General features: G+C 46.4%; 15 protein-coding genes and 1 tRNA gene. 7 read left to right on the forward strand and 9 right to left on the reverse strand.

All coding sequences use genetic code 11. The annotated features are described in order from the left end of the window. Positions 1 to 9 precede the first annotated feature (9 nt). From CTN_RS09990 to CTN_RS01670, 6 genes are read left to right on the forward strand one after another with little or no spacing between them, the layout of a single operon-like run. A complete protein-coding gene (locus tag CTN_RS09990) occupies positions 10 to 672 on the forward strand; it encodes an iron-sulfur cluster-binding protein (RefSeq protein ID WP_174872578.1) in 663 nt (220 codons plus the stop codon). Next, positions 660 to 1472: a tRNA-dihydrouridine synthase gene (locus CTN_RS01650; protein WP_015918836.1), complete on the forward strand. Its 813-nt coding sequence runs from the start codon at positions 660 to 662 to the stop codon at positions 1470 to 1472. Before CTN_RS09990 ends, CTN_RS01650 begins: the two co-directional genes overlap by 13 nt. Further along, the gene (gene pyrF, locus CTN_RS01655; protein ID WP_011943203.1) at positions 1469 to 2074 is read left to right on the forward strand and encodes an orotidine-5'-phosphate decarboxylase; all 606 of its coding nucleotides are present in this window, start codon (positions 1469 to 1471) and stop codon (positions 2072 to 2074) included. The genes CTN_RS01650 and pyrF overlap by 4 nt, the downstream gene beginning before the upstream one ends. Continuing rightward, positions 2071 to 2634 carry an orotate phosphoribosyltransferase gene (gene pyrE / locus CTN_RS01660; RefSeq protein WP_011943204.1) on the forward strand — a complete coding sequence of 188 codons (564 nt, stop codon included), beginning with the start codon at positions 2071 to 2073 and terminating at the stop codon, positions 2632 to 2634. Before pyrF ends, pyrE begins: the two co-directional genes overlap by 4 nt. Continuing rightward, positions 2631 to 3935 carry an amidohydrolase family protein gene (locus CTN_RS01665; RefSeq protein ID WP_011943205.1) on the forward strand — a complete coding sequence of 435 codons (1305 nt, stop codon included), beginning with the start codon at positions 2631 to 2633 and terminating at the stop codon, positions 3933 to 3935. The genes pyrE and CTN_RS01665 overlap by 4 nt, the downstream gene beginning before the upstream one ends. Next, positions 3910 to 4584, forward strand: a complete 675-nt coding sequence (locus CTN_RS01670; protein ID WP_004083091.1) for a type II restriction-modification system endonuclease — start codon at positions 3910 to 3912, stop codon at positions 4582 to 4584. The genes CTN_RS01665 and CTN_RS01670 overlap by 26 nt, the downstream gene beginning before the upstream one ends. On the opposite strand, the gene CTN_RS01675 is transcribed toward CTN_RS01670, so the two are convergent. From CTN_RS01675 to CTN_RS01710, 8 genes are all read right to left on the reverse strand, one after another. Beyond that, complete coding sequence (locus CTN_RS01675; RefSeq protein WP_008193633.1) at positions 4575 to 5501, reverse strand: type II restriction-modification system DNA methyltransferase; 927 nt, start codon at positions 5499 to 5501, stop codon at positions 4575 to 4577. The genes CTN_RS01670 and CTN_RS01675 overlap by 10 nt on opposite strands. Before the next feature lie 33 nt (positions 5502 to 5534). After that, a tRNA-Thr gene (locus CTN_RS01680) sits at positions 5535 to 5611 on the reverse strand. Between the two features lie 39 nt (positions 5612 to 5650). After that, positions 5651 to 6634: a phosphoglycerate dehydrogenase gene (locus CTN_RS01685; protein ID WP_015918837.1), complete on the reverse strand. Its 984-nt coding sequence runs from the start codon at positions 6632 to 6634 to the stop codon at positions 5651 to 5653. Between the two features lie 16 nt (positions 6635 to 6650). Then, positions 6651 to 7493 carry a MurR/RpiR family transcriptional regulator gene (locus CTN_RS01690; protein ID WP_015918838.1) on the reverse strand — a complete coding sequence of 281 codons (843 nt, stop codon included), beginning with the start codon at positions 7491 to 7493 and terminating at the stop codon, positions 6651 to 6653. A gap of 12 nt (positions 7494 to 7505) precedes the next feature. Further along, positions 7506 to 8261: an SDR family NAD(P)-dependent oxidoreductase gene (locus tag CTN_RS01695; RefSeq protein ID WP_015918839.1), complete on the reverse strand. Its 756-nt coding sequence runs from the start codon at positions 8259 to 8261 to the stop codon at positions 7506 to 7508. 15 nt (positions 8262 to 8276) lie between these two features. Then, positions 8277 to 9560, reverse strand: a complete 1284-nt coding sequence (locus CTN_RS01700) for a TRAP transporter large permease subunit (protein WP_015918840.1) — start codon at positions 9558 to 9560, stop codon at positions 8277 to 8279. Between the two features lies 1 nt (position 9561). Then, the gene (locus CTN_RS01705) at positions 9562 to 10047 is read right to left on the reverse strand and encodes a TRAP transporter small permease (protein ID WP_015918841.1); all 486 of its coding nucleotides are present in this window, start codon (positions 10045 to 10047) and stop codon (positions 9562 to 9564) included. Between the two features lie 49 nt (positions 10048 to 10096). Then, a complete protein-coding gene (locus tag CTN_RS01710; protein ID WP_015918842.1) occupies positions 10097 to 11110 on the reverse strand; it encodes a C4-dicarboxylate TRAP transporter substrate-binding protein in 1014 nt (337 codons plus the stop codon). 150 nt (positions 11111 to 11260) lie between these two features. Between CTN_RS01710 and CTN_RS01715 the strand changes: the two genes are divergently transcribed. Continuing rightward, positions 11261 to 11842: a ThuA domain-containing protein gene (locus tag CTN_RS01715; protein WP_015918843.1), complete on the forward strand. Its 582-nt coding sequence runs from the start codon at positions 11261 to 11263 to the stop codon at positions 11840 to 11842. Here CTN_RS01715 and CTN_RS01720 read toward each other — a convergent pair. After that, positions 11830 to 12033: a heavy-metal-associated domain-containing protein gene (locus CTN_RS01720; RefSeq protein ID WP_015918844.1), complete on the reverse strand. Its 204-nt coding sequence runs from the start codon at positions 12031 to 12033 to the stop codon at positions 11830 to 11832. The genes CTN_RS01715 and CTN_RS01720 overlap by 13 nt on opposite strands. Position 12034: the final 1 nt, after the last annotated feature.

The raw sequence follows: 12034 nt of genomic DNA on the forward strand, positions 1-12034 counted from the left end.
AGATGGGTGATGATAGATGGAGAGAGGTTATTGCTGACCAAAAAGAAAACGATTAGAGTGAACGAGGATACCTGGATCGTTCTCTTCGAGGAGCGGATCGATTTCTCTCCAGGACAGTTCGTCATGTTGGAGACACCGAAACTCGTCAGAAAGCCTTTCGTTCTCGGATACTGGGAAGATCACACAGCGATCTCCGTTCAGGTGAAGGGAAAGGGAACGAAGTGGATCGTCGAAGAAGCAGAGAAGATAAAAGGTCACGGTCCTCTTGGAAACGGCTTCGAAAAGCCTGGAAAAGGCCTTCTCATCATCTCTCCCACATGCCTCACGATGGCAAAGGCGTTTGAAAGAACCATGAACGTGGACGTTCTCGTTGGAAGCAGAACTCCTATTCTCACACCCCTGGAATACGAAACTGTCATCGGAAACGATGAATTTTTGAAAAAACTCTCATCGCTTCCAGAGTACGACTGGTACCTTGTCTCTGGATCCAGAAGTATGGAGAAGGTGTGCTGGGAACACCTGAGGGGAAAAGAAGTTTACTTCTCACTCGAAGAATACATGGGATGCGGCATAGGTGCCTGCAAGTCATGTGCTGTTTTCACGGAAAGTGGCGTGAAACACGTCTGCACGGATGGTCCGATATTCAGAGGTGATGAACTGTGCTGGAGTTGAGACCCCCTCTTGTTCTTCTCTCCGGTCCTGCCGGCTTTGGAGAGTATCTGAAGCTCATGGATCACAGATACGTGGGCGGTGTTTTGCTGAAAACCGTCACGCTCCATCCGAAAGAAGGAAACCCCACTCCCAGAATGGCAGACAGCGATTTCTACGTGATAAACAGGATCGGACTGGAAAACCCCGGAATACACGCGTTCGTTGAAAACATTCCGGAACTTCCCGTTCCCATGATCGCAAGTCTCGGCGGTGATTCTTTCGAGGAGTATCTGGAAGTGGCCCGTGTGTTCAAAAAGGTAGCGGACAGATTCTATGCGGTGGAGTTCAATTTCTCCTGTCCGAACGTGAAAGAAGGAGGACTCTCCATAGTCAAAAACGCGGAAGAGTGGAAGAAACTCCTGAACACACTTAGAAAAGAACTTCCCGACTCCTTCCTGATAGCGAAAGTGGGAGTAGAGGGTATCTTCGTGGAAGACGCTGCGGAATTCGTGATGAAAGCGGAATGGGACGGAATCACGCTCGTGAACACGGTGAGGGGACTGCATTTTGAAAAAGACACGATGATCTTAGGAGGACTTTCTGGTCCCGTGCTGAAACCGATCGCCCTCAGGGCAGTGTACGAAGTGAAGAAAAGATTCCCAGAACTCTTTGTGATAGCAAGCGGTGGTGTGTACTCCGTGAAAGACGCAGAAGAATTCCTGAAAGTGGGAGCGGACGTGATAGGAGTCGGAAGCGCTCTCTTCAAAGATCCCGGTGTTGTGGAAGAAATTGGAAAATATCTGCTGGAGGTGAAAAGATGACACCTGTTCTCAGTCTGGACATGGAAGATCCTATCAGATTCATCGACGAAAACGGCAGTTTCGAAGTGGTGAAGGTGGGGCACAACCTCGCCGTACACGGAAAAAAGATCTTCGACGAACTCGCAAAGAGGAATTTGAAGATAATCCTTGACCTGAAGTTCTGTGATATCCCTTCAACGGTGGAACGTTCCATAAAGAGCTGGGATCATCCGGCGATCATAGGTTTCACAGTTCACTCCTGCGCTGGATACGAAAGCGTGGAGAGAGCCCTCAGGACAACAGACAAACATGTGTTCGTTGTGGTGAAACTCACTTCCATGGAAGGATCTCTCGAGGATTACATGGACAGGATAGAAAAACTGAACAAGCTTGGGTGTGATTTCGTGCTTCCTGGTCCATGGGCAAAGGCTCTGAGAGAGAAGATAAAAGGCAAAATTCTCGTTCCCGGCATCAGAATGGAAGTGAAAGCAGACGATCAAAAGGACGTCGTAACGCTCGAAGAAATGAAGGGAATAGCGGATTTTGCTGTGCTCGGAAGAGAGATCTACCTGAGCGAAAATCCCGGAGAAAAGATCAAAAGAATAAAGGAGATGAGACTGTGATAAAGGAAATCCTCGAGAAAACCGGTGCTTTGATGGAGGGGCACTTCATTCTCTCTTCCGGGAAACACTCCTCAAGATACGTGCAGTGCGCACGTCTTTTCGAGTTCCCAGAGTACGGCGACATCGTGGGAGAAGAATTAGCAAAGCTTCTGAGGAAGTACGATGTGGAAACAGTAGTGGGTCCTGCGATGGGAGGAGTGATACTCTCGTACGTCGTCGCAAGGTACCTGAAAGCGAGGTCGTTGTTCGCGGAAAGAGAAAACGGAGTGATGAAACTCAGAAGGGGCTTTTTCGTAAGACCTGGTGAGAAAGCAGCAGTAGTTGAAGACGTGGTGACCACGGGTGGTTCTGTGAAGGAAGTGATAGAGCTCTTGAAAGAGTATGGAGCAAACGTGGTGTGTGTGGGTTCCATCATCGATCGCTCCGGCGGAAAAGTGGACTTTGGAGTTCCGTTCGAAAGTCTTCTGAAGCTCGACCTTCCGGTCTACGATCCTGAAGACTGTCCACTCTGCAAACAGGGAATCCCGGCAGAAAAACCGGGAAGCAGGGGGTTGAAATGATAATAAAAGGTGCCCTGGTGTGGAATGGAAGGGAGTTTGTTCAAAAAGATCTGTTCGTGGAAAACGGAGAATTCGTCGAAAAAGCAAATGAACCTGTCATTGATGCGAAAGGATACTTCCTCGTTCCGGGCTTTGTCGATTCACACGCACACGTTGTGGGAACGGGCTTTTCGAAACTCAGTGTCCAGTTCAACGATTGGGACGAGCTTTTCGAAAGAGATCTCACCAGTGAAGTTGTGGTGGGAAGGGGTTGGTTCGAAGAACCAGATGGATCGGTTGTTGAGAGGTTGGACAGAATCGAAGCGCCTGTCTTTCTCATAAGAAGGTGCGGTCACAAAGCGTTTCTCAACAAAAAAGCGATGGAGGTTCTGGGAGTCGAAGAAAGGTATCTCGTAGAGAACTTGGAAAAGATCTACGAATACGTCTTCAAAGAGAAAATAGCAGAATTCTACAGAGTAGGAGAAGAGGAATTTCTCAAACACGGTGTAACATTCGTTCAGAGCGATGACCTTTACGGTGTGAGCGTGGAAAGGCTTCTTTCCATTATAAAACACTCCAGAATCAGACTCTTCGAGAAGCTGAAACCAAAGGATCTAAAACCCGAACACTTCGGAGATCTCAACAAGAGAGTGCACGTTAAAGGAGTCAAAGTCTTCATGGACGGTTCCCTTGGAGCAAAAACGGCTCTCATCTCCGGTGAATACGACGACGGAACGCAGGGTGTGCAACTTCTCACAGAAGAAAAACTCGAAGAACTGGCTCGCTTCTGCGACGAACACGATCTCATTTTGAACGTTCACGCCATAGGAGACAGTGCGGTGAGCCTTGTTCTCGATGTTCTCGAAAGACACCGCGGTCACAGAATCATCCACGCTCAGTTCGTCCAGGAAAAGGATCTACAACGGGTGAAAAACACCACTTTTTCCGTTCAGCCACATTTCTTCTTCGAAGATCAGCCCCTTTTGAAGAAAGTCAAGGTGAACGCTCTTCACTATCCGTTCTACAGAATGTTCAAAGCGGGTGTTTCTATCTCTTTCTCTTCGGATTCTCCCGTTTCACCGTGTGACCCAAAATATATCGCAGAACACGCACTCAAAATGGGTTTCTCCAGAGAAGAAACGTTCTACCTGATGACGGAAGCGGGGGCAAGTCAGGTGGGAATAAAAACAGGAAAGATAGAAGCAGGGTACAGAGCAGACTTTTGTCTCTACGAGAGAAATCCACTTCTTTTCGAGGATGATCCCATTGCGGTGTTTGTGGAGGGGGAGAAGATTTATGAGAAAAACGGATCCTCTCATTGATATTTTCAAAAAGAACAAAGAGAGAATCGATATCCTTGGAAAAGCATGGGATATCTTTTATTTTGAAGGAAGAGCTCCCGATGTAGGTAAAAGGCGTGAGAATTTCATAGTTGAGATGATAAGAAAAGAACTTTCACACTTCATAAAATCCGTTAATCAAGCCCCAGACACAGAAAGAAACTGGGATATTGAAATAACTTTTCAAGACGACTCAACAAAGAGGTACAGTATAAAAACAACTGAAGGATTTTCCGACGTTAAAATAGCATGGGATGGATTCCCAACCAAAGATAGAATTTTAACTTTCAACTTCCAGGCAGATATATTCTACATTGCAAGAAACAAAGACAAAATAATACTATGCGTTATTGATTTAGAAAAATTGAGAGACCTACAGAGAGAAGTAGAAAAAAATGAATCAAAGTTGGAGGAGTACTACTCACTCCCGAGCAGCAACACAAACCCGCGTGGTTTTGGATTGAAGAGTTCTACTGTAAAAAGATTGATCGAGCTTTCAAAAAAAGAGGAAAACTATTTAGAGATCGATTACAAACCTTTTCCCGTTGAATTGATACTCAAAGCAAAAGAAGAATATTTCAAAGGATGGTACGATCTCATAAAAGAGTTGATAGAAAAATATCAACAGTGATCTTCAAAAAGAGTAGGTTTGCTGAGAATATCCTTTACCCTTTCTTCGGCCTTTTTTACGTATTCGGGATTTATCTCTATTCCAACAAAATGCCGTCCTGTTTTAACGGCAGCCACACAAGTTGTTCCTACACCAGCAAAAGGATCGAGAACGACATCTCCTTTAAAGGTGTAGAGCTGTATACAACGGTAAGGAAGTTCCTCAGGAAAGGGGGCAGGATGTCCTACTCTCTTAGCTGACTCTGGTGGAAATTTCCACACACTCCTTGTGAATTCTAAAAATTCTTCCCTTGTTATTGTTGATTTTGCTTCTCTATCACTGGGTTTTCTTCGCTTTAGATCTCCTTTACTCATTACAATTATATATTCGTGTTGATCTCTTAGCACGGGATTTACAGGAGACATCCACGAACCCCACGCAGTCGAAGAACCACTCACCGCTTCCCCTTTGTCCCAAATGATCTCTCCACGTATCAAAAAGCCTATCTTTTCAAACAAATGGATGAGATACGCATGAAGAGGAATGTACGGTTTTCTTCCAAGATTTGCTACATTAAAACAGGCTCTTCCACCCCAGACGAGAACCCTGTACACTTCTTTCATGATTTCTTCTATGAATTCAAGGTATTCATCAAGAGTCATATCTTCATCGTATTCTTTCCCTACATTGTACGGAGGTGAAGTCACCATGAGATGTATCGAACAGTCAGGTATTTTTTTCAGAACTTCTCTGGCATCCCCCTCAATGACCTTGTCTAAGAGATTTTCAGGAAGTGGGTTCTCGATGAGATCTTCCTCTGAAGGTTTTGGAAGGGAAAAGTTGGAATAGATCGCTCTACTATAAAATGGAGATGAATCATGGCTTTCCCGGCCTTTTACTCCAAAAGAACTGGTTCTTGTTGATTTTCTTCTCTTCACAATGTCATCCCCTGGGGATAGGAAAATAGAAAATGGAGCAGGCGGTGGGACTCGAACCCACACCCTCCGCCTTACCAAGGCGGCGCTCCACCGCTTGAAGCTACGCCTGCTCGCTGCTAGGGTTATTTTAACACATTGTCGCCTGTGATTCAAGATGTTTCCTGCAATCCTTTACGCTTCAAAAGATCTATCACCTCTTCGTTCACCACATGTTTTGGAATTTTCCCACTAAAGAAATCCACCACTGCCTGAGCAGCCATCATGTTCATTCTGTAGATGGCTTCCTTTGTGTGAGCACCTATGTGCGCAGTGGTAATGAGGTTTGGACATTCAAACAGTGGTGAGCCGGGATCTGGAGGCTCTTCAGAGAAAACATCGAGTGCGGCCCCGGCGATTTTCCCTTCCTTTAAAGCCTTCACGAGTGCTTTTTCGTCCACAAGACCACCACGAGAGGTGTTGATCAAAAAGGCAGATTTCTTCATCAGGGAAATTTCCCTTTCACCTATCATGTTTCTTGTGCTTTCGTTCAGTGGAACATGGAGCGATACAAAATCACTCTCCCTGAGAAGGTGATCCAGATCGTCGACCGGAGTGGCCTCTGACAATCTCACACTGTCCTTGCTCACGTATGGATCGTAAACGAGCACGTTCATACCAAGGCAAACAGCCTTCTTAACCACTTCCCTGCCTATTGCTCCAAAACCTATTACACCGAGTGTTTTTCCAGAAACTTCCTGCCCGATTATTCCTTCCCACTTTCTCTCCTGAAACAGTCTGTTGTGGGCCCACACAAGACCTCTGCTGAGTGCGAAGATGAAGGCGATGGTGAGTTCGGCAACAGAAAGCGAATTCGCACCGGCTGTGATGGTAACGGGTATTCCTTTCTTTGTTGCTGCATTCAGATCTATGTTGTCCACTCCCACCCCGTGCTTGGCTATGATCTTGAGGTTGGAGTTTTCTATCATCTCAGCCGTGACAGGATGTGTGCCCACAATCAGAGCGTCCGCGTCTTTTAAAGCGTCTGGATCTATGGTATCGGCCCTGATTGTCTCAAATCCATTTTTCCTGAGAAAATCAATGGGTTCCTGAGAATACTTACCAAAAGTTCGTGTCACAATGAGTACTTTCCTCATATTTTTCCCTCCACGTTCAGTACTTTAGCTCCGAGACAGACAACCTGCTCTTGTTCAGATTCTCTATGGCTTTTGGATCTCTCGCCGCAAGAAGTGTGTAAATCGTGTCGAGTATGACAAGTTGTACGATTCTGGAGGTCATAGCGTCCGTTCTTATCTTCGTCTCTTTCGTGTTTGTTACAAGGACAACGTCTGAGTACTTTGCGAGGGTAGACTTCTTGTTTCCCGTTATCGCAACGACCGGTATCCTCATCTCTCTGGCCTTCCTGGCGAAGTTCACAACGGATATCGTTTCCCCCGTGTGCGAAACGGCAACGAGGAGATCACCGGGAGATGCGGTGGCAAGGATGGTGGCTATGATGTGTTCGTCGTTGGAGAACAAACAGTTTTTTCCAATGCGGGTGAACTTGTGAAACGCATCGAAAGCAACAGCAGCAGAAGCTGCAAAACCTATGAATATGATCCTTCGAGCCTCTCTGAACATTTCGACGGCTTTTTTGATCGACTCAACATCTATGGAGTTCAGGGTATCCAGAATTGCCCTCACAGTGGCTTTGAAAATCTTTTCGGTGATGGTTCGGGTGTCGTCTTCAGTGGAAACATCTTCGTAAACGATCTCAAGAGGTGCTCTTGAAATGCTCTGTACCAGGATCACCTTGAACTGCTGAAAACTGTTCAGCCCCAGTTTCTTGTAAAACTTCACCACGGAAGCTTCGCTTTTCACACCCGCTTTTTTACTGAGATCGCTAATGGAACTTTCTATGACCCCTCCTGGATCTGAAAGAATAACATCGGCTATTTGTTTTTCCGCGTTGGTGAATTCATCGTATTTTTCCTTAATCATCTGAATCACATCCACATTAAGACCTCCTCACACAGCAGTGGATCCTCCATCTATACTTATGATACTTCCCGTCATAAAGCCCGCCTCATCGCATGCGGCAAAAAGGATAGCGAAAGCAATTTCCTCTTCTTCTCCAAGCCTCTTCATGGGGATCCTGGACGTCATTTTTTTCAGAAGTTCTTCCGGATTTGGGGATGCGTTTACCCTTGCCATCAATCCCTCAGACTTCGTGGTACCCGGGCACACCGCGTTCACCCTTATTCCATAGTCCACGTAATCGACCGCAAGGGATCTTGTAAGACCCAGAAGCGCTGCCTTTGAAACACTGTAAACACATCTTCTTGGGATTCCCACAAGCCCCGCTTCGGAGGAAACATTCACAATAACTCCTCCACCCTGCTTTTTCATCTGCTCGACCGCGTATCTCGACAGTAAAAACGGTCCTTTGACATTCACAGCGATCGTTCTGTCGAAGTCCTCTTCTGAAGTCTCTTCTATGTTTCCATAGGGAACTATACCCGCGTTGTTCACAAGGATATCGAGTCTCCCAAACGCTTCCACCGTTCTTCTCACTATCCGTTCTGCATCCTTTGTTACGTCTCCAAGAATGAACACGGCCTCTCCACCCTTGCTTTTTATCAGTTCCACAGTGCCATTGCCTTTCTCCTCGGAAATGTCGTTCACTGCCACTTTCGCTCCTCTCTCTGCGAACATGATGGCGGCTTTTTTTCCTATTCCGGAACCTGCTCCCGTTATCAAAACCACCTTTCCCTGAAAGTTCATAGCTTCAATCCCTCCTTATCCAAAGATGAGGTTCGGTATGAACAGCACGATCTGCGGGAAGAAGATGATGAGAAGTATGGCTATCACCGTTACTATGAGGAAAGGCCAGGATGCCTGAATGTACTCTTCTATGCTCGCACCAAGGACTGAACAGCCTGCGTACATGGAAGCCCCCACAGGTGGTGTCTGGTTTCCCATAGCGGCAGAAAGAATGAAGACCAGACCGAAATGGACGGGATCGATTCCCAGCTGCCTTGCCACAGGAAGAAGTACAGCCGTGAGCATTAGTATTAGAGCCGTTGCATCAACGAACAGACCTGCAAACACGAGGAATATGGAAATCATGACCATCAACACGTTTGAATTGCTGGTGATACCGAGAAGGAACTGAGCAAGTCTTTCTGGAATCCTTTCCCATATCATTCCATACCCAAAGATAGAAGACATCGAGAGGATGAACATGACACTGCCAATATCGCCAAGAGAGTTTTCGAGGGTTTCCCAGTAGAAAGTCCTGATGGACATTTCCCTGTGAATCAGAAAACCAACCAGCATTCCGTAAAGCACAGCAAACGAACCAACTTCCGACGGAGTGAAGATACCTCCTCTGAGTCCTACGATCAACAGAACAGGAAAGATGAGTGCCCAGATACTTCTTCCCAGTGTTCTGAAAATCTCACCTGTTGAAGCACGCTTTTCTCTTTCTGGGGCAAGGTTCAGTCTATTCGCAACGAACCATATGGTTATCATATAGACAACCATTAAAAGAAGCCCAGGTCCAATTCCCGCCGCAAAGAGCCTTCCAATGGAAACCTGACCTATCGTACCGTAGATGATGAAAGCGATACCAGGTGGTATGATCGGCGTGATCAAAGATGTCCAGACGTTGACAGCCACTGCAAAACCTCTTGGATATCCTCGTCTTAGCATTTCAGGTCCAAGCATCCTTGTTTCCATCGCTGCATCCGCTATACTAGAACCAGAAACCCCTCCCATCAACGTGGAAAGAACCGCCGAAACCTGACCGAGTCCACCTTTCATATGACCAACAAGAGTGGAAGCAAAATCAAGAAGCCTTCTTGTCACACCAGCGGAGTTCATCACGTTCCCAGCCACTATGAACATGGGGATTGCCAGAAGAGCGAAATTGACCGTCTGAGAAAGCAACCTTTGAATGGGGATCGTAATGGGAAGTTCAGGATGCTGAAGGAACCACAGAAAACCAGATATTCCAATTGCGAACGCGACGGGCATCCCAAGAATCAAAAATACAGCGAACGCGATCAGCACTATTAGCATATTATTGTGCCTCCTTCTTGTTGCGGAATTCGGCCAATATCTTCAAGATGGTGGATCTGAACAGGAGTACCCCACCGACAGGAACACTCAGGGTAACCCAGGTGTAGCTGAAGTTTGGCATACCAACGAAGGTTCTGTATCTTGTTTTATAGGACAGATAAAAGCCCCACACGATCAGATAGAAAGAAAACGCAAGGATTATGAAGTAATTTATGAGCCTTATGATCTTCTGTTTGCGTTCTGAAAGACGTTTCACAAAGATATCTACAGACATCATTTTGTTTTCACGCCATGCGATATCCACCGCAAAGAAAGCCGCCCAGCCGAACAGAAACGTGCTGAAATCCACCGCCCAGTTTATAGGATGACCTATGAATCTTGCAACACCAGAGGCAAAAACCATAACGATCATCACAAGAAGGAGTATCTTGGCAGAGTGCTTTTCGATTTTCAGAAGGATCTCGTCCAGTTTTTTCACGTCTCTCACCTCTGATAGATAGAATGAAGGCCCGCCCCCGAAGGGGCCGGGCTGATGGTCACTCTCCTTTCACTTCTCTGATCAGCTGGTTGAGAGCATCTTCGAGTCCAAGGTTCCTGTAAGCCTGTTTTGCTCTTTCCATGAAGGCTTCTTTGTCGATTTCAGAGGCCGGTATCACCGTCATACCCTTTTCAATACACTTCTGTTTGAACTCTTCTTCGAGCTCTTTCATGATTTTGAGAGAAACCTCTATACCTGCTTTGTCCATTTCTTCCTCAACTATCTGCTGGTATTCCGGTGGCAGGCTGTTGAACCAGTCTGCGCTGACGATCTCAAAGTTGATGAGGAGGAAGTGTCCCGTCTCAGACATGTACTTCAAAACTTCGTACAGACCACCGTTGTAGACGTTCGCGTAGGTGAGTTCTGCACCGTCGACCGCTTTCGTCTGGACTGCCGTGTAGATTTCTCCAAAGTTGATGGCAACCGGTACCGCTCCGAGGGCTCTTATGGACTCCTGCCATGCTGGAGCACCCGGTGTTCTGATTCTGAGTCCCTGGAGATCCTCGGGTTTTCTGATGGGCTTGTTCGTTACAAAGTGCCTGTAACCCTGTACCCAGTAGAATGAGAGAACCTTTATGTTGTACTTCTGTTCGAGTTCCTTCAGCCACTTCTGCATCGTTGGTGACTGTTTGATCTTCTTCAAAATCTCAATGGCTTCTTCGGGTGTTTTCGCTCCCATGAAATCGATGAAGTAGGCAAGGTTCATAACACCGATGTCCTTCACGTACATTCCAAGCCTTGCGGAGTCGGTGTTCCATCCTACAGGTGCTCCCATTCTGATCTGCTCGATGATGTCTTCTTCCACACCAAGCTGAGAACTCGGGAAGACTTCAATTCTGACATCACCGTTCGTTCTCTCTTCAACGGCCTTTGCCCACTTCAGAAATGCCTGGTGGTAGGGTTCTCCGGGAGCGAGAACGTGACCGAATCTCAGAGTCCACCTGGCACCGAACACAACAGACACGAGAAACACACCCAGAATCACCGCTAGGAGAATCTTCCTGCTCACCATCCTACACCTCCTCTGTAAAAATATTTTTTTCTCATGATGATGTGTTTCACATTTTGCAAAAAAATTTTATGTCGGACGAGGATGCAAAGTCAACGGTTAACATTTCTGTTACATAGTGTGGTGATAGGATATCGATAAGGAGGGACTGGGATGCGGGTGTTTGCCTTTCTTGGTGACAGATACCACGATCATGATCTCTTTCTGGAAACGCTGAAGGACGTTTTGAACGGGCAAATCCACGATCTTAATCCAGAAGACTTTTCAGAGATAGAAAAACTTCCGGATCTTGTCGTTATAGGACGCTGGAACCTTCTCGATGAAACCATCCCGTGGGTGAGTGAAAAGGAAACAAAACTTCTGGAGGAATACATCAAAACAGGTGGGAAACTCTTTGTCTGGCACTCCGGACTTTCCCGCTTTCCCGAGAGTTACAACAGACTCGTTGGAGGAAGGTTCATACACCATCCGCCACAGAAAAAAGTGAAATACTACGGAAAAAATGTTGAATTCGAACTGATAGATGAGCACTACTTCGTTGAGCTGTACTCGGATGTGGAGATATTCCTCTGGAGTGAATCAGAAGACGGTGTTTCCATCGCGGGCTGGACGAGAAGGTTTCACGAAGGGAAAATACTGGCCCTCACGCCCGCTCACGGTGAGGGCCTGAAGGATGAAACTTTCAGGAACTTTTTGAAGAACACCCTTTCATCTTTCATGACTCAGGCTTCCTGATAACTCTCCACCGGATAGTCGATTTCCTCGAGTTTTTTCAGAACACTGTCCAGATCTTCTGTTTCAACGATAACTTTCTTTTCCTCCACACTCACTTCGTAATCTTTGATCCCAAGTTCGTCTAGTGCCTTCGAAATCCTCATCTTGCAGTGATTACAGGAAATATCCGGTACGTTGAGTACGTACTTCATA

The sequence above is a fragment of the Thermotoga neapolitana DSM 4359 genome (assembly GCF_000018945.1).
Lineage (GTDB): Bacteria > Thermotogota > Thermotogae > Thermotogales > Thermotogaceae > Thermotoga > Thermotoga neapolitana.

Excerpts from the sequence above, each read along its gene's own strand:
- CTN_RS01670 (WP_004083091.1), top strand. The coding sequence starts at position 3,910 with ATGAGAAAAACGGATCCTCTCATTGATATTTTCAAAAAGAACAAAGAG.
- CTN_RS01700 (WP_015918840.1), bottom strand. The coding sequence starts at position 9,560 with ATGCTAATAGTGCTGATCGCGTTCGCTGTATTTTTGATTCTTGGGATG.
- CTN_RS01685 (WP_015918837.1), bottom strand. The coding sequence starts at position 6,634 with ATGAGGAAAGTACTCATTGTGACACGAACTTTTGGTAAGTATTCTCAG.
- CTN_RS01715 (WP_015918843.1), top strand. The coding sequence starts at position 11,261 with ATGCGGGTGTTTGCCTTTCTTGGTGACAGATACCACGATCATGATCTC.
- CTN_RS01665 (WP_011943205.1), top strand. The coding sequence starts at position 2,631 with ATGATAATAAAAGGTGCCCTGGTGTGGAATGGAAGGGAGTTTGTTCAA.
- pyrF (WP_011943203.1), top strand. The coding sequence starts at position 1,469 with ATGACACCTGTTCTCAGTCTGGACATGGAAGATCCTATCAGATTCATC.
- CTN_RS09990 (WP_174872578.1), top strand. The coding sequence starts at position 10 with ATGATAGATGGAGAGAGGTTATTGCTGACCAAAAAGAAAACGATTAGA.
- CTN_RS01720 (WP_015918844.1), bottom strand. The coding sequence starts at position 12,033 with ATGAAGTACGTACTCAACGTACCGGATATTTCCTGTAATCACTGCAAG.
- CTN_RS01695 (WP_015918839.1), bottom strand. The coding sequence starts at position 8,261 with ATGAACTTTCAGGGAAAGGTGGTTTTGATAACGGGAGCAGGTTCCGGA.
- CTN_RS01710 (WP_015918842.1), bottom strand. The coding sequence starts at position 11,110 with ATGGTGAGCAGGAAGATTCTCCTAGCGGTGATTCTGGGTGTGTTTCTC.